General features: G+C 74.8%; 13 protein-coding genes. 8 read left to right on the top strand and 5 right to left on the bottom strand.

Annotated elements, in window-relative coordinates; translation table 11 throughout:
• The first annotated feature begins 168 nt into the window (after positions 1–168).
• The 5 genes from OIE12_RS12740 to OIE12_RS12760 all read left to right on the top strand — a co-directional run bounded on the left by OIE12_RS12740 (position 169) and on the right by OIE12_RS12760 (position 11,539).
• Positions 169–4,701, top strand: coding sequence for an FHA domain-containing protein (locus tag OIE12_RS12740; protein ID WP_329141905.1), 4,533 nt, complete (start codon positions 169–171; stop codon positions 4,699–4,701).
• A gap of 188 nt (positions 4,702–4,889) precedes the next feature.
• Positions 4,890–6,383, top strand: a complete 1,494-nt coding sequence (locus OIE12_RS12745) for an ABC transporter substrate-binding protein (protein WP_443053809.1) — start codon at positions 4,890–4,892, stop codon at positions 6,381–6,383.
• A gap of 34 nt (positions 6,384–6,417) precedes the next feature.
• Positions 6,418–7,770 carry a carbohydrate ABC transporter permease gene (locus OIE12_RS12750; RefSeq protein WP_443053810.1) on the top strand — a complete coding sequence of 451 codons (1,353 nt, stop codon included), beginning with the start codon at positions 6,418–6,420 and terminating at the stop codon, positions 7,768–7,770.
• Between the two features lie 88 nt (positions 7,771–7,858).
• The gene (locus OIE12_RS12755) at positions 7,859–8,785 is read left to right on the top strand and encodes a carbohydrate ABC transporter permease (protein WP_329134813.1); all 927 of its coding nucleotides are present in this window, start codon (positions 7,859–7,861) and stop codon (positions 8,783–8,785) included.
• Positions 8,786–8,941: 156 nt separating this feature from the next.
• Positions 8,942–11,539, top strand: a complete 2,598-nt coding sequence (locus OIE12_RS12760; protein ID WP_329134815.1) for a bifunctional glycosyltransferase family 2 protein/CDP-glycerol:glycerophosphate glycerophosphotransferase — start codon at positions 8,942–8,944, stop codon at positions 11,537–11,539.
• Positions 11,540–11,562: 23 nt separating this feature from the next.
• On the opposite strand, the gene OIE12_RS12765 is transcribed toward OIE12_RS12760, so the two are convergent.
• Positions 11,563–11,976, bottom strand: a complete 414-nt coding sequence (locus OIE12_RS12765; protein WP_329134817.1) for an organic hydroperoxide resistance protein — start codon at positions 11,974–11,976, stop codon at positions 11,563–11,565.
• 104 nt (positions 11,977–12,080) lie between these two features.
• On the opposite strand from OIE12_RS12765, the gene OIE12_RS12770 reads away from it, so the two are divergent.
• The 3 genes from OIE12_RS12770 (at position 12,081) to OIE12_RS12780 (ending at position 15,689) form a co-directional block, all read left to right on the top strand.
• A complete protein-coding gene (locus tag OIE12_RS12770) occupies positions 12,081–12,590 on the top strand; it encodes a MarR family winged helix-turn-helix transcriptional regulator (protein WP_329134819.1) in 510 nt (169 codons plus the stop codon).
• Between the two features lie 146 nt (positions 12,591–12,736).
• Positions 12,737–14,023 carry a glycosyltransferase family 87 protein gene (locus tag OIE12_RS12775; RefSeq protein ID WP_329134821.1) on the top strand — a complete coding sequence of 429 codons (1,287 nt, stop codon included), beginning with the start codon at positions 12,737–12,739 and terminating at the stop codon, positions 14,021–14,023.
• Between the two features lie 13 nt (positions 14,024–14,036).
• The gene (locus tag OIE12_RS12780) at positions 14,037–15,689 is read left to right on the top strand and encodes a glycosyltransferase family 2 protein (RefSeq protein ID WP_329134823.1); all 1,653 of its coding nucleotides are present in this window, start codon (positions 14,037–14,039) and stop codon (positions 15,687–15,689) included.
• 3 nt (positions 15,690–15,692) lie between these two features.
• Here the strand turns inward: OIE12_RS12780 and OIE12_RS12785 are convergent, their stop codons facing one another.
• The 4 genes from OIE12_RS12785 to OIE12_RS12800 form a co-directional block, all read right to left on the bottom strand.
• Positions 15,693–17,387 (bottom strand): glycosyltransferase family 2 protein, encoded by a 1,695-nt coding sequence (locus OIE12_RS12785; RefSeq protein ID WP_329134825.1) that lies wholly within the window; start codon positions 17,385–17,387, stop codon positions 15,693–15,695.
• Positions 17,384–19,675: a CDP-glycerol glycerophosphotransferase family protein gene (locus OIE12_RS12790; RefSeq protein WP_329134827.1), complete on the bottom strand. Its 2,292-nt coding sequence runs from the start codon at positions 19,673–19,675 to the stop codon at positions 17,384–17,386. The genes OIE12_RS12785 and OIE12_RS12790 overlap by 4 nt, the downstream gene beginning before the upstream one ends.
• A 202-nt stretch (positions 19,676–19,877) precedes the next feature.
• Positions 19,878–20,720 carry an ABC transporter ATP-binding protein gene (locus OIE12_RS12795; RefSeq protein WP_329141909.1) on the bottom strand — a complete coding sequence of 281 codons (843 nt, stop codon included), beginning with the start codon at positions 20,718–20,720 and terminating at the stop codon, positions 19,878–19,880.
• A 70-nt stretch (positions 20,721–20,790) separates the two neighbouring features.
• Complete coding sequence (locus OIE12_RS12800; protein ID WP_329134828.1) at positions 20,791–21,729, bottom strand: ABC transporter permease; 939 nt, start codon at positions 21,727–21,729, stop codon at positions 20,791–20,793.
• Between the last annotated feature and the right edge of the window lie 35 nt (positions 21,730–21,764).

The raw sequence follows: 21,764 nt of genomic DNA on the forward strand, positions 1-21,764 counted from the left end.
GGGGGCGGGCGCGTTGTCAGTGGCAGGTGCGAGGATGCCTCCAGTTACTGGCCGATGTGCTCGTGAGCGGTGGGGGGAGTCCCGGGGGAAGGTCCGCGGTCGGGGGACCGCGGGCGGCGCCTTCGTCCCCGCCCGCGGGTGCTTGCGCAGAAGGGACCGCTGACGGCGATGCAGATCCGGCTGACCGTCGTTGACCCGCTGGGCCCGCCCGCGGAGCCGGGAGCGCGTGCCGCGAGCCGCGACGTCCTGGTCACCGCCCCTGCCGGGACGGCGCTGGCGGCGGTGGTCGCGGGCCTCGTCTCGGCGGTGGGCGGCGGCGAGGGCCCGGCGGTGCTGTACGCGGGCGCGGAGCGGCTCGACCCGCAGCGCCGCACGCTGGGCGAGCCGCCGCTGACGGACGGCGCCGTGCTGACGCTGGGCGCCCCGGCGGAGCCGGGCCCGGAGGCCTCGGACGACGACGTCTCGGCGGAGCTGCACGTGGTGGCGGGGCCGGACGCGGGCGGGGTGCATCTGCTGCACGGCGGCCAGATCCGGGTGGGCCGCTCGGCCGACGCCGACGTCCCGCTCGACGATCCGGACGTCTCCCGTCTGCACTGCGCGGTCACGGTCGCGCCCGACGGCCGGGTCACGGTCGCCGACCTGGGCTCCACCAACGGCACGACGCTGGACGGCGTCCGCGTCACCGACCGCCCGGTCCGGCTGGCCCCGGGCGCGCTCCTGCGCCTCGGCGAGTCGACGCTGCGGCTGACCCCGCCGGGCGGAGTGCGTCCGGTCCCGACGACACCGGACGGCGAGGGACACGCGCGCGTACGGGGCGCGGGGGCGCCGTCGGTACCGGGTGCGTCGTCGGTGCCGGGTGCGCAGGCGGGCGCCGCGGCCGGTACGGCCGTCGGCCGCCCGGAGCACGGCCCGGCGGCCGACGGACAGGCGACGCCGGGGGCGTACGGAGCGGGACGGCCGGGCTCGCACGCAGGTGCGCCGTACGGGCAGGGTGGGGGCGACGCCGGGGGGCGGGGCGAGCCCCGCAGGCCGGCGCGGGCGACGGCGGGCGACAGCACCGGCGCGGACCGGTCCGACGGCCACGGCCATGGCTACGGCACGGGCGGTTCCGGCCGTGGTGGCGAGGCCGGTCACGGCGGGGGCGGTGCGCACAGCGGTGCCGGCGCCGACGGCCACGGCGGCTCCGGTGGCTCCAGCGGCTCCGGTGACCGTGCCGAGCCGTACGGCCATGGCGTCGACGGCCGTACCGGCCGGGGCGGCGAGCGGCCCGGCGGTGTCGGGGCCGACATCCCCGGCCCCGGTGACCGCGCCGACGCGGGGAGCGGGGCCGGCGGGCACAGCCGTGAGGCCGACAGGGGCCGGGACGACCGCTACGCACAGGGCGACAGCGGAACCGGCCACCCCGGCGGTCGCGGCGACGACCGGCACGGCGGCGGCTCGGCGGTCGGCGATTCCGGCGGTCGTGCCGGGGAGCGGGGTACCGGCCGGTCCCGGAAGGGGACGCCGGTGCGGGGGACCGACGTGCCGGAGGAGTGGGGTGGCGCGCCGGCGGCCGGGGGCCGGCGGCGCGGGGGGCTCGCCGCGTGGGCCCGGCGGCTGGCCGGGGGACGGGAGGACACCGCGGCCGGTGGTGCGGCGACCGCGCATGCCGAGGGTGTGGCCCCGACCCTGCCGTACCGTCCGCAGGGACCCGAGAAATGGCCGGATCCCGCCGCGCTGCTGCTGACGGCGCTCCGGCCGGGGCCCCGGCTCTGGGAGCGCGGGCCGCTGCACCCGGAGGCGTTCACCGTGCGGCTCGGCACCGCCGACGTGCCCGCCGCGCCCGACGGCTCCGGTCCGCTGCTCGCCGTACCGGTGACCACGGGGTTGCGCGAGGTCGGCTCGCTCGGCCTGGCCGGACCCCGGGCCCGCCTCGACGGGCTCGCCCGTGCCGTACTGGCGCAGCTGGCCGCGCTGCACTCCCCCGACACGCTCGAACTCGTCCTGATCAGCGCGGACCGCGCGCGCCCCGTCGAGGAGCGCACGGCGGAGTGGTCGTGGCTCGGCTGGCTGCCGCACCTCGTACCGGCGCACGGCCAGGACTGCCGGCTGCTGCTCGCCTACGACCGTGAGCAGGCGACGGCCCGTACGGCGGAGCTGCTGCGCCGCCTGGACGACCGGCTCGGCGACCCGGCGCCCGACGCCGCGCCCCGGGTGCCCCAGCAGGGCGGCCCCAGGGACGAGGACGACACCGTACGGCGCCCCTCCTGGGCGCGGGACGGGGACGGCGCGCCGGCCGAGCCGTACGCCGGTCCCCGCACCGTGCTGGTGGTGGACGGCGACCCCGGCGGCGCGGATGTGCGCGAGGCGGTGGTGCGGCTGGTACGGGAGGGGCCGCGGGCCGGCATCCATGTGATCTGCCTGGCCGAGACGGCGGCGGCCTCCCCCGCCTCGCCGGTCGCGGAGACGTACGAGGCGGCGTGCGCCGGTTCGCCGACGTTCCGGGAGTGCGGGGCGGTGGCCCTGCTCAGCGGGGATGTGGCCACGGCGGTGCACGTCCTGCGAGTCGCACCCCGACCGGAGCCGAACGGCTCCCCCGCCGTCGGGCCCGACCGCAGCCCCGGTTCCGGTTCCGCGCCCGATCGAACCGCACCGGGCTCGTACGGCGCCGACGGCCAGGGCGCACCGGCCTCGTACGGCGCCGGCCAGGGCGCACGGGACGCGCAGGGCGCGAGCGGCCGAGCCGTGTCGGGGCGGCACGGCTTCGCCGACGGCCGGACGGCACCGGGCGCGCAGGACACGCGCGGCCAGGTCGCACCGGACGCCCGGGGCGCGGGCGACCGGGGCGTGTCAGGCACGCAGGACGCGAGCGGCCGATCCGCACCCGGACCGTACGGCGCCGACGGCCCGGCCGCGCCGGGCGAGCAGGGCGCCAGTGGGCCGGGCGCGCCGGGCGCCGGTGGTCTGGCCGCCCCCGGTGGCGACGGCCGGGGTGTGTCCGGGCGGCACGGGTTCGCCGGGGGCGCGGATGCGTACGGTGCTGGGGTCCCCGCCGACGGGCGGGACGCGGTGCGCGGCGGGACGACCGCCCGTGCCGGGCGCACCGGTGAGGGGCGCGCGACCGGCATCCCGCAGCCCCGCGGCGAGTACGGCGCTCCCGGCGCCCCGTACGACCCCAAAGCCACGCATTACGACTCCCGGACCACCCACCACGACCCCCGCACCACGCCCCACGACCCCCAAGCCACCCATTACGACCCCCAGGCCACGCATCACGACCGCACCGGGCGGGCGTTGCGGGACGCGGCGGTCGTCGCCGGGCGTGGTCCCGGTGAGGCCGGCGACGGTGGGCGGATACGCCGCGGGCCGGTGAGCGAGGGCACCGTCGCCGCCGTCGACGCGGTGTCCCTCGCGTGGGCCGAGCGGTTCGCCCGCGCGCTCGCCCCGCTGCGTACGGACGGTCCCGCCGGCGGGTCGCTCCCGCACCCGCGGGTCTCCGCGCCGCTGCCCCGGACGGCCCGTCTGCTGGACGAGTTGGGGCTGGCCCGCGCCACCCCCGCCTCGCTGATGGCCCGTTGGGCGGCCGCGGCCGACGACACCGAGTCGCTGGGCGGCCGCGCCTGGGCGGTGCTCGGGGCCGGGCCGCGCGGTCCGGTCGTCGTGGACCTCGCCGCCGACGGTCCGCACCTGCTGGTGGAGGGGCCGTCGGGCAGCGGCCGTACGGAGCTGCTGCGGGCCGTCGCCGCGTCCCTCGCGGCGGCCGAGCGCCCGGACCGGCTCGGCATGGTGCTGATAGAGGGCCGCGACTGCGGGCCGCGCGCCTCCGGCGCCGACGACGGTCTGCGGCTGTGCACGGACCTGCCCCACGTCACCACCCACCTCGTCGCCAACGACCCCGTCCGCATGCGGGAGTTCGCGCAGGCGCTGAGCGCGGAGCTGAAGCGGCGCGCCGAGCTGCTGGGCCGGCTGGACTTCGCCGAGTGGCACACGCGGCGGGCGGTGTCGGAGCGGTTGGTGCCGCAGCGGACCACGGCGAGCGGGACGGCGGCACGGCGCCCGGGGGCGGCGGACGGAACGTCCGCCACGGCCGCGGGCTCCGGTGCCGGCGCCGCCGACCTGGAGTCGCCGCCGAGCGCGACGCTGCGGCTGCGGCCGCCCGCGGCACGCCGGGCACCGGAGCCGGGGCCGCCGCTGGCCCGGCTGGTGGTCGTCGTGGACGACCTGGACGCGCTGCTCTCGCCCGCCCTCGGCTCGCCCGGCCGGCCGTCGGCCGGTTCGGTCGTACGGGCGCTGGAGGCGGTCGGGCGGGACGGGGCCCGGCTCGGGGTGCACCTGGTGGCGGCGACGGGCGTCGAGGGCGGCCGTACGCCGCGGTCCGAGCCGGGCTGGGCCGCCGGGCTGCGGGTGCGGCTGCGCACGCCCGCGCCGGGCGCGGACGAACCCGCCCCGGGACGGGGGCGGTTGACGTACGCGCCTGATGCGGAGGACCGGGACCTCCGGGCGACGGAGTTCCAGGGCGGCCGCGTCACGGGGCGCATCCCGCGGACGGCGACCGTGCGGCCCACGGTGGCTCCCGTGGAGTGGGAGCGCATGGGCGACCCGCCGGCCCGCCGCACGGTACGGGAATTGGGCAACGGGCCGACGGATCTGGCGCTGCTCGCCAGTGCGTTGGAGCGGGCGGCCCGGTCGGTCTCGGCGACGGCAGTCCCCTCACTGCTGTGAGGGGGCTCCGCTCCGGCCGGCGCGGAGGGCTCCGCCCCCACCTCCACTCCCCCACACACAACGACGCGGTCACGATGGTCCGCTTGACACCGTAGGCGCTCTTGCCGACCCGCCTGGCCCGGCGTACACCAGAGCGCACGGAACAGCGCCGGAACGACGTTCGACGAGGAACGAAGAACGGGGCAGTGATGCGCAGCACCAGGAGCAGCAACTTCGGCACCGTCCATAACGACAGCACCGCCAGTAGCTACAGCACCTTCCGTACCGAGAAGAATCGCCGTACCAGGGAAACCTTCCGGGCCTCCCCCACGACCACCCGGCGGCGGACCCCCAGAGCCGCCGCCGTCCTCCTCGCCACCGCCCTCGCGCTGGCCGTCTCCGGCTGTGGCGGGGACGACGACACCTCCAGTGGCGACACCAAGCCCAGCCGCGCGAGCGACGGCGGCGGCTCCACCGTTCAGCTGCCCAAGCTGAACGGCGAGAGCCTGGAGGTCGCCGCCGTGTGGACCGGTGGTGAGCAGAAGAACTTCAAGAAGGTCCTCGCCGAGTTCGAGAAGCGCACCGGCGCCAAGGTCACCTTCGTGCCCGCCCAGGACCCGATCATCAACTTCCTCGGCTCGAAGGTGGCCGGCGGCCAGCCGCCGGACGTCGCGCTGCTGCCGCAGCCCGGCGCGATCAAGCAGGCCGTGGACAAGGGCTGGGCCAAGCCGCTGGGCGCGGAGGCGACGAAGGAACTCGCGAAGAACTACTCGCAGGGCTGGCAGGACATCGGCAAGGTCGACGGCAAGCAGTACGGCGCCTACTACAAGGCCGCCAACAAGTCGCTGATCTGGTACAACGCCAAGGTCTTCGAGAACGCGGGGGCGAGCGAGCCGAAGACGTGGCAGGACCTGCTGAGCACCGCGCAGACGGTCTACGACTCCGGTGTCACCCCCTTCTCGGTGGGCGGCGCGGACGGCTGGACGCTCACCGACTGGTTCGAGAACGTCTACCTCTCCCAGGCCGGCCCGGAGAAGTACGACCAGCTCGCCCAACACAAGATCAAGTGGACCGACCCCTCGGTCAAGCAGGCGCTCACCACCCTCGCGCAGATCTGGGGCAAGAAGGACTACGTCGCGGGCGGCGCGAAGGGCGCACTGGGGACGGCGTTCCCGGAGTCGGTCACCCAGACCTTCACCGGCGGCGACCAGCCGAAGGCCGGCATGGTCTACGAGGGCGACTTCGCGCAGGTCAACATCGGTGAGACCAAGGCGAGGATCGGCACGGACGCCAAGGTCTTCCCGTTCCCGGCCGTGGGCGACACCGCGCCCGTGGTCAGCGGCGGCGACGCGGCCGTCATCCTGGACGACTCCAAGGCCGCGCAGGCCCTGGTGACGTTCCTGGCCTCGCCGGACGCCGCGACCATCCAGGCCAAGCTGGGCGGTTACCTCTCCCCCAACAAGAACGTGCCGGACTCGGCGTACCCGAACGCGGTGCAGCGGAAGATCGCCAAGTCGCTGGTCGCGGCCGGTGACGACTTCCGGTTCGACATGTCCGACCAGGCCCCGCAGGCGTTCGGCGGCACGCCCGGCAAGGGCGAGTGGAAGGAGTTGCAGGACTTCCTGACCAACCCCAAGGACGTGGCCGGTGCGCAGGCGAAGCTGGAGGCCGCCGCGGCCAAGGCGTACGGGAGCGGGAGTTGAGCCCGCGCCGGGCACGAGGGGCGGGTGACCGGCGATGACGTCGGCCACCGCGGAGGGGGTCGCCGAGTCCCCGGCGACGCCCCCCGTCCCGTCGAAGCGCAGAAGCGTGACCGGCACCCGGCGCACGGTGGCAGCGCTCTTCCTGCTGCCCGCGCTGGTGCTGCTCGGTGCGCTCGTGGTCTACCCGATCGGGTACTCCGTCGTCCGCAGTTTCTACGACTCCTCCGGTGACTCCTTCGCGGGCATCGACAACTACAAGGACCTGTTCACCGACGACGGCATCCGTACGGCGCTGAAGAACAACATCCTGTGGGTGGTGTTCGCGCCGACGGTCGCGACCGCCCTCGGACTCGTGTTCGCGGTGCTGACCGAACGGGTGCGCTGGGGCACGGCGTTCAAGCTGGTCGTCTTCATGCCGATGGCGATCTCGATGCTCGCGGCGGGGATCATCTTCCGGCTGGTGTACGACCAGGACCCGGACAAGGGCGTGGCGAACGCGGTCTGGGTGGGCGTGCACGACACGTTCGCGCAGTCGTCCGCGTTCCCGAAGGCGCACCCGGGGCGTGAGTCGCCGCTGGTCGCGCGGGACGGCGGGTTCCTGACGAGGGCGACGGTGCACACGGGCGACACGGTCACGCTGCCGCTCGTCGGCGTCGCGCCCGACCAGATGCCGGACAGCGCGAAGAAGGCGGCCGCGCCGAAGGCCGACCCGGGGAGGATCACCGGGACGACCTGGCAGGACTTCACGCGCGGCAAGGGCGTCGGCACGCTCGGCGGGGTCGACGCCTCGGAGCAGGGGTACGCCGGGATGCGGATCGAGGCGGTGAAGGACGGCGAGGTCGTCGACTCCACGAAGGCCGCCGACGACGGCACGTTCACACTGTCGGCGAAGGCGGACGGGGCTCAATTGCGGTTGCCCGCGAGCAACTTCAAGGAGCCGTACAACGGCGTCGACTGGCTCGGCCCGTCGCTCGTCACCCCGGCGGTGATCGGGGCGTACGTGTGGATGTGGGCCGGGTTCGCGATGGTGCTGATCGCGGCGGGGCTGGCCGGTGTGCCGCGCGAACTCCTGGAGGCGGCGCGGGTGGACGGGGCGAACGAGTGGCAGGTGTTCCGCCGGGTCACGGTGCCGCTGCTCGCGCCGGTGCTCGGGGTCGTCGTGGTCACACTGATGATCAACGTGCTCAAGGTCTTCGACCTGGTGTTCATCATCCCGCCGGGCTCCTCGCAGGACGACGCCGACGTGCTCGCCCTGGAGCTGTACCGGAAGGGCTTCGCCGAGGACCAGCCGGGCGTCGCGAGCGCGATCGCGGTGTTCCTGCTGCTCTTGGTGATCCCGGTGATGCTGTTCAACGTGCGGCGACTACGGCGGGAGGTGCGGCGATGAGGGCACGACCGCTTTCCGGCCGGGGGTCCGGGGGTTGGCCCCCGGGAAGACACAGCAACGTGCGTCGGTTGCGGCGGGAGGTGCGGCGATGACTGCCGAGGCCGGAGGAATCAGTACGGCGGCACCGGCGCCCGCGCCGCCGGCCGGGACGGCCGTCAAGGCCCGGCGGTCCTGGGCGACGCGGATCACCGAGGGGGTCAGCGGCGGTCTGCTGCGGGTCTTCCTCCTCCTCGTCGGCCTGTTCTGGCTGGTGCCGACGATCGGTCTGCTGCTCGCCTCGCTGCGCACACCGGAGGACATGAGCGCCTCCGGGTGGTGGAAGGTGTTCAGCCGGCCCTCCCAGCTCACGTTCGACAGCTACCAGAAGCTCCTGGAGAACGGCGACATCACCGACTCCCTGTGGAACACGGTGCTGATCACGGTGCCGGCCACGGTCCTGGTCGTGCTGATCGGTTCGCTCGCCGGGTACGCCTTCGCGTGGATGGAGTTCCCGGGGCGCGACTGGTGGTTCCTGGGCGTGGTCGGGCTCCTTGTGGTGCCGGTGCAGGTGGCGCTCATCCCGATCGCCGAACTGTTCGGCAACATCGGGTTGTTCGGCACGATCTTCGGCGTGGTGCTGTTCCACGTCGGGTTCGGGCTGCCGTTCGCGGTGTTCCTGCTGCGGAATTTCTTCGCGGAGATCCCGCGCGAACTGCTGGAGGCGGCACGGCTGGACGGCGCGGGCGAACTGCGGCTGTTCCTGCGGGTGGTGATGCCGTTGGGTGGGCCGGCCATCGCGAGCCTGGGCATCTTCCAGTTCCTGTGGGTGTGGAACGACATGCTGGTCGCGCTGGTGTTCACCAAGGCGGGCACGCAGCCGATCACGGTCGCCCTGCAGACGCAGGTGCGGCAGTTCGGCAGCAACATCGACGTGCTGGCGCCGGGCGCGTTCATCTCGATGGTGATCCCGCTGGTCGTGTTCTTCGCCTTCCAGCGGCAGTTCGTGTCGGGGGTGATGGCGGGGGCGGTGAAGTAGCGCCGGCCGTCTTCCGGGGGGCGGACCCGAGCACGGGTCCGCCCCTTCCGTGTGCCGACACGCCGGAGTGTCCCCCAAATGCCACAAACGGCGTAACCCGATCACTCCTTCGGCCGTTCCCGGGCATATGCCCGTGCCGACCATATGGATGTCTCCGTGCCCAGGTTCAGTGTCATCGTCCCCGCGTACAAGGTGCAGGCCCAGCTGCACGCCTGCCTGCGGTCCGTGCTGGAGCAGTCGTGTCCGGATCTCGAACTGCTCGCGGTCGACGACTGCTCGCCGGACTCGTGCGGGGCGATCATCGAGGAGTTCGCGGCCCGCGACGCGCGGGTGGTGCCGGTGCATCTGCCGCGCAACGCCGGTTCAGGGCCCGCCCGCAACGCCGGGCTGGCCCGGGCGGACGGGGACTACGTCGTCCTGCTGGACGGCGACGACAGCCTGACGCCGGGGGCGCTGGAGGCGATCGCGGTCCGGCTGAAGGAGACGGAGGAGCCGGACCTGCTGCTCTACGGCCACACGTACGCGCTGTGGACGGGCGAGGAGGCGCCCGACCCGTTCGCCGCCCGGCTCGCCACGGGCCGCGGCCCGACCCCCACCTTCACCCTGGACGACCGCCCCGACCTGCTCGAACTCCCGCCCCTGGCCTGGAACAAGGCATACCGGCGCGACTTCCTGGAACGCGAGATCCTCCTCTTCCCCCCGGGCGGACACGGCGACCCGGCCTGGACGTACCCGGTCCTGCTGACGGCGAAGACGATCACCACGCTGGACCGGGTGTGCGTCCGCCGCCGGCTGGACCGGGGCGACGCGGCCCTCACCGCCGGGTCCCGCCCCGAACCGACGGCACCGGACCGACCCGGCGCCCGGTTCCGCGCGACCCGGGCCGAGGCGCCCCGGCCCGACGGGGACTGGGCGGGCGGGGACTGGCCCGGCGGGGGCCGGCCCCGCGCGGGCGGCTCGGGGGCCGCCGGGGCGGGGGCCGTCGGGGCGGGGGCCGTCGGGGCGGGGGCCGTCGGGGCGGGGGCGGCCGGGGCCGACCGGCCCGGCGCGGGCGCCTTCGGCGTCGCCGGGGTGCCGGACCCCCGCGTCGGCTTCCCCGGTACGGGGGGCGCGCGGCCGTTCGACGTGTTCGCGCAGTACGACCGGGTCTTCGCGCGGCTCGCGGACCGTCCCGATCTGGCGCGCTGGCGGCCGGTGGTGTTCCGCCGCATGGTGGACCATCTCACGGCACTGTTCGACGGGGGCGGGCGCCACCTCCCGCGCGGGGCGCGCGCGGAGTTCCTGCGCCGGGCACGCGCCCACTGCCGACGGCACCGGCTGCCCCGCCGCGGGCCGCGGAGGACGACGAACGGCTCGCTCCCGGGCGGCGGTGCGCACCGCGACGCCGGGGCCCGGGCGGGCGACCGGCCGCTGTCCGGCGGCGGACAGGTGCCGGACGCCGGGGCGCCGTCCGGCGTCCGGCCGTTGCCCGGTGTCCGGTTGCGGCGGCTGCTCGTGCGGCTCGGGTGGCACCGGGCGTACCGGTTGCTGTCGTTCGCCTCCCGGCAGGGGTGCCGGGGGCGGTACGCGGCCGGCCGGGTCGGCCGGGGGCTGGGCGGGGTGCTGGGGCGGCTGCACTACCGGACCCAGCGGCTGCTGCCCGTGCGGGCCGACCGTGCCGTGTTCGCCAGCCACGGCGGGCACGCCTACGGCTGCAACCCGGCCGCGCTCGAGGCCGCGTTCCGCGAGCTCGCACCCCGCATCCGTACGACATGGATCGCGCACCCCGAGCACCGGCACACCGTCCCACCGGGCACGCGGGGCGTGCGCCCCGGCTCGTTGGCGTACTGGACGGCGCTCGCACGCTCGCGCTACCTCGTCGGCAACGCGCCCTTCGACGCGCGGCTGCGCAAGCGGCCCGGCCAGGTCGTGGTGCAGACCCAGGCCGGCACCCCGCTCAAGCGCATGGGCCTGGACGTACGGGACCGCCCCGCCGTCCTCCGGGACGGCGAGCTGGAGCGGCTTCTGCACGACGCCGACCGGTGGGACTACGTCCTCTCCGGCAACCGTCACTCCACCCTCGTCTGGGAGCGTGCCTTCCCCGCCGCGTTCACCATCCTGGAGTACGGGCTGCCCCGCACCGACCGGCTCCACCGGGCGAGCACCGCCGACGTGGCCCGTCTCCGCGCCTCGCTGGGCATCCCCGAGCACACGGTGGCGGTGCTCTACGCGCCGACGTACCGCGACTACCGGCGCACCCCGTACCGACCGCTCGACCTGGAGCGGCTGCTGCGCCGGCTCGGCCCGCGCTTCGTCCTGCTGGCCCGCGCGCACCCGGCGTACGGCGAACCGCTCGTGCGCGTCCGGGACGTGCCCGGGCTGATCGACGTCAGCGACCACCCGAGCGTGGAGTCGCTCTGCCTCGCCTCGGACGTGCTCCTCACCGACTACTCGTCGCTGATGTTCGACTACGCCGGCCTCGACCGCCCCGTCGTGATCCACGCGGAGGACCGCGAGGCGTACGAGGCGGCGCGCGGCACGTACTTCGACCTGCGGACGTTTCCGCCGGGCCCGGTGGTGCGCGGTGAGGACGAGGTCGTCGACGTGTTCCTCTCCGGACACTGGGGCGGACGGCACGCGTCCCTGCTGCGGGCCGCGTTCCGCGAGCGGTTCTGCCCGTACGACGACGGACGGGCGGCGGAACGGGTCGTCCGGCATGTGGTGTTCGGCGAGCGGGGGCTCGCGGCGGGGCCGGTCACGGGGGCCCCGTCGTAGCGGGCAGGGCCCCGAACGCCTCGCTACTCGACCACCAGCTCCACCGGCACGTTCCCCCGCGTCGCGTTGGAGTACGGGCAGACCTGGTGGGCCTGTTCGACGAGCTTGCGGCCGGTCTCCTTGTCGAGGGCGTCGGGGAGTTCGACGCGCAGGGTGACCGCCAGGGCGAAGCCCTCGCCCTGCTTGCCGATGGAGACCTCGCCGGTCACCGCCGCGTCGCTGACGTCGACCTTGGCCTGCCGGCCGACCACCCCGAGCGCGCCGGCGAAGCACGCGGCGTACCCGGCGGCGAACAGCTGCTCGGGGTTGGTGCCCTTGCCGTCGCCGCCCATCTCCACCGGGACGGACAGGTCGAGGTCGAGCTTGCCGTCGGAGGTGACGGTGCGTCCGTCGCGGCCGTGGGTGGCGGTGGCGACGGCGGTGTAGAGCGCGTCCATGGGAAACCATCCCTCTCTGGTGTTCGGGGCTTCCGTACAGCCATAAGTGAAGCACCCAATTGAATTGCGCGCAACTGAATGACGTCCGGCGCTACCCTGGTGCCATGACCCGGACGCAGCACTCCACGACGCGGGAGGCGGAACTCCTCCGCCTCGACCGCCAGATCTGCTTCTCCCTGCACGCGGCCACGCGCGCGTTCAACGGCGTCTACCGGCTCGTCCTGAAGGACCTCGGCCTGACCTACCCCCAGTACCTGGCGATGCTGGTGCTGTGGGAGCACGGCGAGCTGCCCGTGAAGCGGCTCGGCGAGCATCTGCGCCTCGACTCCGGCACGCTGTCGCCGCTGCTCAAGCGGCTGGAGGCGGCGGGTCTCGTCCGCCGGGAGCGCAGCACCCTCGACGAGCGCTCGGTCCAGGTGCGCCTCACCGAGGAGGGCACGGCGATGCGCGTGCGGGCACTGGAGGTGCCGCGCCGGATCAGCGCCGCGACCGGCTTCGGCGCGGACGAGATCCGGGACCTCCAGGAGCGCCTGGACGTCCTCACGGCGGCCCTGGACGCGGCGGTGGCCGACCCCGAGGCGCTGAGCGGAGAGCTCACGGCCGCGCAGGACTGACGACTGACGACTGACGACTGACGACTGACGACTGACGCAGCCGGGTGAGCGTATCGCCCGAACTTGTACTCATCACATCCTTCTGCACCCGTTTGACGGCGTATCACCCGGCACGAGGCGTATACCCGGCCTACGATCCGAGCTTGATGAGCACCTCGATCACCGCCGCCGCCCGCCGCCGCCCGCGCCCGCTGCTCGGCCTCGCCGCCGCCTGGCTGACCACCCGCGCCCTGATGCTGTGGCTGCTCGTGCACGACGACACCCGGCTGCTCGGCCTGGGCGGCGTCTCGCGCGAGGTGCACCACCTGTACTTGCACTGGTACGGCGTCCTCGTGCACGGCGCCTTCCCGGTCGGCGACCCCATGTGGCAGTACCCGCCGGGCGCCGGTCTCGTCCTGCTGTCGCCCGCGCTGCTGCCGGGCCTGACGTACTTCCAGGGCTTCGTCGCGCTCACCCTCCTCACGGACCTGGCGGTGCTGCTCTCCCTGACCCGCACGGGACTGCGCACCGGCCGCAGCCTGCGCGGGGCCGCGCTGTGGATCGGCGGGCTACCGCTGCTGCTGCATCTGCCGCTGGCCCGCTACGACGTGCAGGTCACCGCGTTCGCCGTGCTCTCCCTGCTGGCGCTGACCCGCTCCCCGCGCGTCTCCGGCGCGCTGGCGGGGCTCGGCGCCCTGGTGAAGGTCTGGCCCGCGCTGGTGCTGATCGGCACCCCTCGCGGCCGCGACTCCCGGCGGGCCTGGGTCTCGGCGGCCCTCGCCGGGGGCGCGCTGCTCGCGCTGCTGGTCACGCTGTTCCGTACCCCGTTCGACTTCCTGCGCCAGCAGGGCGGGCGGGGCGTGCAGATCGAGTCGCTCGGCGGTACGGTCCTCGGCTTCGCCCGCCGCGCCGGCTGGCCGGGGCGCACCCGGTACCAGTTCGGGGCGCGGGAGTTCGTGGGCCCCTACGTGCGCGAGGTCGCCACGGTGTCGCTCGCGCTCACCGCCGTCGCCTTCGGTCTGCTGCTGCTGTGGCGGCTGCGGGCCCGGCACTGGACGACGGCGACGCCGTGCGACGCGGCGCTCGCGGCGGTGCTGCTGTTCACCGTGACCAGCCGGGTGATCAGCCCGCAGTACATGGTGTGGCTGGTGGGCCTGGCCGCCGTCTGCCTCACCTCCCGGCACACCACCCAGCGCCCGGTGGCCTGGCTGATCCTGGCGGCGACGGCGACGAGCACGGTGGTGTACCCGGCGCTGTACGGCGAGGTCATGACCTCCAGCTGGACGGGGTGCCTGCTGATGCTGGCGCGCAACGGGCTGCTGGCCGGTGCGGCCGTGTGGTCGTTCGTACGGCTGTGGCGGGCCACGGCGCACCGCCCCGAGTCCGTCGTCCCGCCCCGCGACGCCCGGCCCGACCCGGCGCGGCTCCCGGACGACAGCCTGAGCGTCTCCTGACCGGGAGCACACCGTGGACCCCCTGGGCACACCCCCCGCGCGAGGCGGCACCGCCGGTGCCGTGACCGTCGTGGTCATCGGCTACGACGACGCCGCCCACGTCACCACCGCCGTACGGTCCGCGCTGGCGCAGGGTCCCGCCGTGCGCGAGGTGATCGCCGTCGACGACTGCTCGACGGACGGCAGTGCGGAGTTGCTGGACGCGCTCGCCGCCGGACGACCGCGGCTGCGGGTGGTGCGCCGCACGGTCAACAGCGGCGGCTGCGGCACCCCGCGCAACGACGGCATCGACGCCGCGACGGCCCCGTACCTGATGTTCCTGGACAGCGACGACGTCCTGCCGCCCGGCGCGGTGGACGCGCTGCTCGGCGCCGCCGGGCGCCACGGCGCCGAGGTCGCCGCGGGGCTGTGCGTGCGCCGCGAGCTGCCGTCGGGGCGCGAGAGCCCCTGGCAGCCGGAACTGTACGCGCGCCCGGCGCTGGTCGAACGGCCCGCCGGGCGCCGCCGGCTGGTGCACGACACCCTGTGCGTCAACAAGCTGTACCGCACCGACTTCCTGCGCGCGCACGCGATCCGCTTCCCCGAGGGCCGCTTCCCCTACGAGGACTTCGTCTTCACCGCCCGCGTGCTGGCGGCCGGACCGCGCCTCGCGCTGATCCCCGACCGGGTCTACGTCTGGCACGTGCGGCGCACCGCCGGCCGGCTGTCCATCTCGCTGGACCGGGCCGGGATCGACAACTGGCGGGCGCGCACGGAGGCCGCCCGGCAGGCGTACGACATCCTGCTGGGCGCCGGGGAGAAACGGCTCGCGCGGGAGGCGCGCGCCAAGTTCCTGGAGCACGAGGTGCGGATGTACGCGCGCGAGCTGGGGTTGCGCGACGCGGAGTACCAGCGCGCGTGGTGGGCGCTCACGCGGGCGCATCTGGCGGCGTACGACGAGGCGGACTTCGCGCGGGCGCCCGCGCCGGGGCGGGTGATCGCCCGCGTGGTGCTGGCCTCCGAGGCGCCCCGGGACCTGCCCCGGCTGCGTGAGCTGGCCGCCCGCCCCTCGCGGCTCCGGCCGCCGTACGCGCGGTCGGCGGGCGGAGCGCCCGTCTGGTCGGCGGACCTTCCCCAGGTGCCGCTGGACCACGTCCTGACCCGCCCGCTGCGGCTGCTCCCGCTCGCCGTCGACGCCGAGCTGCGCCCCCGGACGCGCGGCACCCGGCTGCGGCTGGGCCTGCACGAGCTGTACGGCAGGGTCGAGGAGGCCGGTCCGCGCGAGGTGGAGGCCGTGTTCGTCCACCGCGAGGACGGCAGGACGGTCCACCTCGGCACGGCCGCGCTGCTGCCGCCCGACCCGGAGTTCGACACCTGGACCGCCGAACTGCCGCTGGACCCGGGCGCCCTTGCCATGGCCGGCCCGGCCGTCTGGGACCTGCGGCTGCGGCTGCGCTTCGCCGACGGCTCGGTCCGCGACACCACCGCCCACGCGAGCGCCGGGCCCGGCCTGCTGACCCGTACGGCACTCGCGAGCTCCCGGCACGGCCTCCTGCTCGTCCACCCCTACGCCACCCACTCCGGCTCCCTGGCCCTGCGCGTGGCCCCCGGCCTGCGGGGCGCGACGGCGGTGCTGCGCAGGCGCCTGTCCCGGCTGCTCCCCCGGCGGGCGGGAGCGGCGGCCTAGGGGTCAGCGCAGGGCGCTGCGCAGCAGCCGGGTGGCCCGGCGGATCCTCGGCGAGGACAGCCGGCGGGCCAGCGGGAGGAGCAGCCGGGCGGCCGGGCCCACCGGGGTCCAGCGCAGTTGCAGCCGGCCCGCGCCCCTGCCCTCCGGTTCGACCGTCAGTTCGTGCGGGACGACGGTGCCGTGCACCGCCGCCCGCAGCACCGGGAAGGACAGCGGGGCCAGCAGCACCCCCGTGTTCGTCAGGTCCTGGTGGTGCAGGCGCAGCAGCGGATGGCGGATCCCGCCAAAGCCCTGCGGCGGCAGCCGCGCCGCCGCCAGGTCCAGGCGGACCCGCCCCTCGAACACCCCCGGGCGCACCGGATCCAGCCGGAACGCGGTGGTCAGCCGGCGCCGCCCGGGCGACACGACCACGCTCGCCCGCTGCGGCCCCACCGGCAGCCGCAGCCCGGGGTCGTAGGTCCGCACCGCCAGGTCCAGGGTGAGTCCGGGGCCGGGAGTGACCGAGCGGATCTCGTGGCGGAACAGGGCGCCGGGGAAGGGCCGGGAGTCCAGCTCCAGATCGGTGACGTCCAGTTCGCGGCGGCCCTGGTCCGAGGCCGGGGGGACGGCGCCCCAGTAGCGCCCGGTGCCGTCCTCGGTCGTCTCCCGGGGGGCCACCGCGTGGCCGAGGCCGCGCGCCGCCCACCGTGCCTCGGCGTACCGCCCGTCGCGGACGAGTTGGAGCACCACGCGTTCCGGGCGCGGCAGCCGGGCGAACGCGCCCGGCGCGAGCGTGTCCAGGTACGGCGTGACCTCGGCGGCGAAGGCGCGCAGCCACTCCTCGTCCCGGTAGGGCAGGTCGCCCGCGTACATGCGGAAGTCGTGCTTGAGGAACTTGTAGTCCTTGTCCTCGCGCAGCGACTCGTGCCCGCTCTCCGCGAGGAACGCGTCGATCAGCCGCTGGACGTGCACCCGGTCGCGCACGTTGGTCAGCTTGTGCCGCTGGTTGGAGATGGAGGCGGCGTCGGCGCCGGCGTACGGGGCGATGTACCAGCGGTAGACCGGCTCGGGGAGCACGGTGAACGACTTGGCCAGGCAGTACGCCTGTGCGGAGAAGAGCTGGTCCTCGTAGTGGATGCCCTCGGGGAAGCGCAGCCGGTGGCGGTCGAGGAAGGAGCGGGCGTACATCTTGCTCGTCGACAGGTGCTCGAACAGCAGTCCGGGTTCGGCCTCGATGCCGTCGACCGTGCGGCGCTCGGCGACGAGGTGCGCCATCCAGCGCGAGCGGCGTCCGGTGTCCACGCGGACCCGCTCCACCGCGCCCATCACGAAGTCGACCTCGCGCTCCCGGTGCGCGGCGAGCAGCAGCTCGACCGCGTCGTCGGGGAGTTCGTCGTCGCTGTCGAGGAACATCAGATAGGGGGCGCGGGCCACCTCAAGGGCGCGGTTGCGCGGGGCGCTGCACCCGCCGCTGTTCTCCGGCAGCCGCAGATGCAGCACCCGGGGGTCCTGGGCGGCCAGCGCGCGGGCGACGGCGGGGGTGTCGTCGGTGGAGTGGTCGTCGCTGATGATCACCTCGATGTTGGCGTGGGTCTGGCGCAGCGCGGAGGCGACCGCGCGCGGCAGCCGTGCGGCGTCGTTGTAGACGATCACGGTGATCGTGACGTCCGGGCTGGTGATCTCGGGCACGGTCAGGGGTACGGCGTCCGGGGCGGTCACAGGGCGGTCGCCTCCTCGGGGGTGGGGGCGGGGATGCGTGTCTCGACGGGGACGACCGGCGGCAGCGTGTCCTCGGCGGCGCCCAGGAAGACCCGGCGCACCACGCGCTCGGCGGCCTGTCCGTCGTCGTACTCGCAGAACCGGTGGCGGAAGGCGGCGAGCGCCTTGCGGGCGCCGTCGTCGCGCCAGGCGTCGGTGGCGAGGATCTCCGTCAGCTCCTCCTGGCTCCGTGCGACGGGGCCGGGGGCCTCGGCCATCAGGTCGAAGTAGACGCCGCGGGTGGAGGCGTAGGTCTCCCAGTCGTCGGCGTGGATGACGATGGGCCGGTTGAGGTTGGCGTAGTCGAACATGATCGACGAGTAGTCCGTGACCAGCGCGTCCGCGGCCAGCGCCAGCTCCTCCACCGGGTCGTACGAGGAGACGTCGATCACCCGGCCGGTACGGCGCAGCCCGGCGAGCGGGGAGGCGGCGTTGCCGTAGAAGTAGTGGCCGCGCACGAGGAGCACGGTGTCCCCGCCGAGCCGGTCGGCGAGGGCGGCCAGGTCGAGGCGGGGGGTCCAGCCGGCCTCGTAGTCGCGGTGGGTGGGGGCGTAGAGGATCGCGCGGCGGCCGGGCGGGATGCCGAGCCGGTCGCGGACGGCGCGGATGTCGGCGGCGGTGGCGCGGTAGTAGACGTCGTTGCGCGGATAGCCGTGGTCGAGCGGGGTCCAGCGGGAGGGGTAGGCGCGCTCCCACATGCGGGTGGAGTGGCTGTTGGCGGAGACGCTGTAGTCCCACTTGTCGACGCGGGCCAGCAGCGCCTCGAAGTCGAGCCCCTTGGCGGCGGCGGGGAAGTCGAGCTGGTCCAGGCCCATCCGCTTCAGCGGGGTGCCGTGGTGGGTCTGGAGGTGGACCGCGTCCGGGCGCTTGACCACCGCGTTGGGGAAGTTGACGTTGTTGACCAGGTACTTCGCCCGGGCCATGACGTCCCAGTAGCGGCGGGTGCCGGGCACCACGTGATCCGTGCCGGGCGGCAGCAGGGCGGCGCGCTCGCGCGAGACCACCCACACCTGATGGATGTCCGGGGCGAGCGCGGCGAGCCGTCGGGCGATCGCGGCCGGGTTGCAGGCGACACCGCGGTCCCAGTACGCGGAGAACACCGCGAGGCCCGGATCGACGGGCCCGCTCAGCGCCCTGCGGTAGCGGTGATCGTCGAGCCGGGCGACGGCCAGCCGGCGGCCCGCGACGACCGCCTTCCTGACCGTGCGGCGGCGCTGGTTGGCGGCCTGGAGGGCGCGGTACTTCGCATACGCGTTCTCCTCCAGGAGGGAGCGGCGGATGCCCTCGAAGCCGCCGGGGCGGCGGTAACCCTCCGGGCGCAGGCGCACGGCGGCGCGCGAGGCGCGCGCGAAGAACTCGCGCGCCACCGGCTCGGGCATGCCGCTGCGGGCGAAGGTGCGCAGGAAGTCGCGGACCATCACGTCGTACAGCACCGCGCGGGGCCGCCCGGGGACCTCCCGCTCGGCCATCAGCCGTTGCAGCCGCTCGTACCGCCCGATCAGCGCGTACCGCTCCTCGGGCGTGGGCGGCGGCAGGCTCTCGGGGCGCAGCACGCGGTCCTCGTAGACGGGCTGGTGCAGACAGGCGATCCGGTCGGCGTGCAGCAGCAGGCTGTACGCGAGGTACGCCTCGTCGCCCGCCGCCTCCCGGGTGGCGGGCAGCGCCTCGTGCGCCCGCCAGAACTCCGCGCGGACCACGCGGGCGCCGAGCAGCGGGGTGAGCCGGAGCAGGTTGGGGAAGTCGGCGAGGGCCGGGGTGCGGCGGCCGGTGCGGGCGAAGATCCAGCCGTCGCCGCTGCGGGCGGCGACGGTGTCCCAGGTGGAGCGGATGTGGTCGACGGTGAGGACCTGCACGTCGGGCGGGAGTTCCGCGGTGCGGTCGGCGAGGGTGCGCAGCGCGCCCGGGGGCAGTCCGTCCTTGGCGCGGACGAAGTGCAGCCAGGCCCCGGTGGCGCGGTCGGCGCCGGCCGCGCGGGCGGCGGTGTCGTCCGTGCCGCCGGGCAGCGGCACCACGCGCACCCGGCCGTCGCGCGGCGCCGCCCGCTCGGCCTCCCGCCGGGCGCGGTCGCCGACGGCGGCGACGACGATCTCGACGGCGCCGTCGGTGACCCCGGTGCTTCCGTCCTGGGTGCTTCCGTCCCGGGTGCTTCCGCCGCCGGTGAACGGCTGGGCGGCGAGCGCGTCGAGCAGCTCGGCGAGGTGCCCCTGGACGTCGGGGCCGTACACGACGACGCTCAGACCTGGTTGCACACGGCCTCCCTCGCTCCCCCGCGCCCCGGCGCCCCTGGTGAACGCCGACGGGGACGACACCAGGCCATCGTTGCACCAAAGGGGCAAAAGGGGTGGGTGCGGTTGCGCCTCAGGAGGGAAGCGGGGGGGCGGGCCGGGGCGGCTCGCGGGGTTTGCCTGGCGGGGGCTTGCGCGGGTTGCCGACCGGGGGCCCCGGGTCTGCCTACCGGGGCGCCTTCCGTGCCTTGTCGGGGCCGCCGGTGAACTCCTCGTACGCCGCCAGGACCTCGTCCGTCGGCCCGTCCATGCGCAGTTCGCCGCGCTCCAGCCACAGCACGCGGTCACAGGTGTCGCGGATCGACTTGTTGCTGTGGCTGACCAGGAAGACGGTGCCGGCGTGCGCGCGCAGCTCCCTGATGCGCTGCTCGGAGCGCTTCTGGAAGGAGCGGTCGCCGGTGGCCAGGGCCTCGTCGACGAGGAGGACGTCGTGGTCCTTGGCGGCGGCGATGGAGAACCGCAGCCGGGCGGCCATGCCGGAGGAGTACGTGCGCATGGGGAGCGTGATGAAGTCGCCCTTCTCGTTGATGCCGGAGAAGTCGACGATCCCCTGGTAGCGCTCCTTGACCTGCTCGCGGGACATGCCCATGGCGAGCCCGCCGAGGTAGACGTTGCGCTCGCCGGTGAGGTCCTTCATCAGGGCCGCGTTGACGCCGAGGAGGGAGGGCTGGCCGTCGGTGTAGATACGGCCGTTCTCCACGGGGAGCAGTCCGGCGACTGCCTTGAGCAGCGTGGACTTGCCCGAGCCGTTGGTGCCGATCAGGCCGATGGCCTCGCCCCGGTAGGCGGTGAAGGACACGTTCCGCACGGCGTGCACCGTGCGCACGCCCGCCGCCTTCTCGGCCTGCTTGCGGCGCAGCATCCGGTTGAGCGCGGCGGTGGCGGCGCCCCGGCCGGCGCCGGTGCCGTTGACGCGGTAGACGATGTCGACGGCGTCACAGACGACGGTGGGGGCGGGAGCCGGGGGCGCGGCTTTCGTCAGGCCGGTGGTCCTGAGGTCGGTCGTCATGCGGTCGCTCGTCATCCGGTCGCTCGTCATGCGGTCGCTCGTCATGCGGTCGCTCGTCCTGAGATCGGTGTCAGCCACGGCCGTACGTCTCCTCGGCCTTCCAGAAGTAGATGAACCCGCCGACGCCGGCGAGCAGCGCCCAGCCGGTCGCGACGGCCCACACGTGCGGCGGGAGCTGGCTCGCGTGGAAGCTGTCGATGAGCGCGAAGCGCATGAGGTCGATGTAGACGGCGGCCGGGTTGCACTGCAGGGCGAGCAGCACGGCGTGCGGCAGGTCCCGGTCGCGCATGACGTGGTCGATGCTCCACATCACGCCGGACACGTACATCCACGTCCGCAGCACGAACGGCATGAGCTGCGCGATGTCCGGGGTCCTGGCGCCCCAGCGGGCCATCACCATGGCCACACCGGCGTTGAAGCAGAACTGGAGCGTGAGCGCGGGCAGCACGAGCAGCCAGGAGGCGCTGACCGGCACGCCGAACGCGAGCAGGATCACCACCAGCGCGCACATCGAGAACAGCAGCTGCTGGAGCTGCTGGAGCGCGAACGACACGGGCAGCGCGGCACGCGGGAAGTGCAGCGCCCGGACGAGACCGAGGTTGCCGGAGATCGCGCGGGTGCCGGACATGATCGAGCTCTGCGTGAACGTCCACACGAACACGCCCGTGACCAGGAACGGGACGTAGTCCGGGACACCCCTCTTGGTGCCGAGCAGGATGCCGAAGATCAGGAAGTAGACCGCGGCGTTGAGCAGCGGGTTGGCCACCTGCCAGAGCTGGCCGAGCTTCGCCTGGCTGTACTGGGCGGTCAGCTTGGCGGTGGCGAAGGCACGGATGAAGTGCCGGCGGGCCCAGAGCTGACGGCCGTACTCGGGCAGGGAGGGACGGGCGCCGCTGACCGACAGCCCGTACCGGGCGGCGAGCTGTGCGGGGGTCTCGGCGGGGGGCGCGGCGGCCGGCGCCGGGGAGTCGGCGGCCGTCGGGGGCGGGGGTTGCAGGACCTGGCTCACGTCCGCTGCTTTCGGAGGAGGGCGGGCCCGTCGGC

It is taken from the genome of Streptomyces sp. NBC_00670 (assembly GCF_036226765.1).
Taxonomy (GTDB): domain Bacteria; phylum Actinomycetota; class Actinomycetes; order Streptomycetales; family Streptomycetaceae; genus Streptomyces.

Coding starts and splice junctions, on each gene's coding strand:
- OIE12_RS12795 (WP_329141909.1), bottom strand. CDS start 20,720: ATGACGACCGACCTCAGGACCACCGGCCTGACGAAAGCCGCGCCCCCG.
- OIE12_RS12770 (WP_329134819.1), top strand. CDS start 12,081: ATGACCCGGACGCAGCACTCCACGACGCGGGAGGCGGAACTCCTCCGC.
- OIE12_RS12755 (WP_329134813.1), top strand. CDS start 7,859: ATGACTGCCGAGGCCGGAGGAATCAGTACGGCGGCACCGGCGCCCGCG.
- OIE12_RS12775 (WP_329134821.1), top strand. CDS start 12,737: ATGAGCACCTCGATCACCGCCGCCGCCCGCCGCCGCCCGCGCCCGCTG.
- OIE12_RS12765 (WP_329134817.1), bottom strand. CDS start 11,976: ATGGACGCGCTCTACACCGCCGTCGCCACCGCCACCCACGGCCGCGAC.
- OIE12_RS12745 (WP_443053809.1), top strand. CDS start 4,890: ATGCGCAGCACCAGGAGCAGCAACTTCGGCACCGTCCATAACGACAGC.
- OIE12_RS12750 (WP_443053810.1), top strand. CDS start 6,418: ATGACGTCGGCCACCGCGGAGGGGGTCGCCGAGTCCCCGGCGACGCCC.
- OIE12_RS12740 (WP_329141905.1), top strand. CDS start 169: ATGCAGATCCGGCTGACCGTCGTTGACCCGCTGGGCCCGCCCGCGGAG.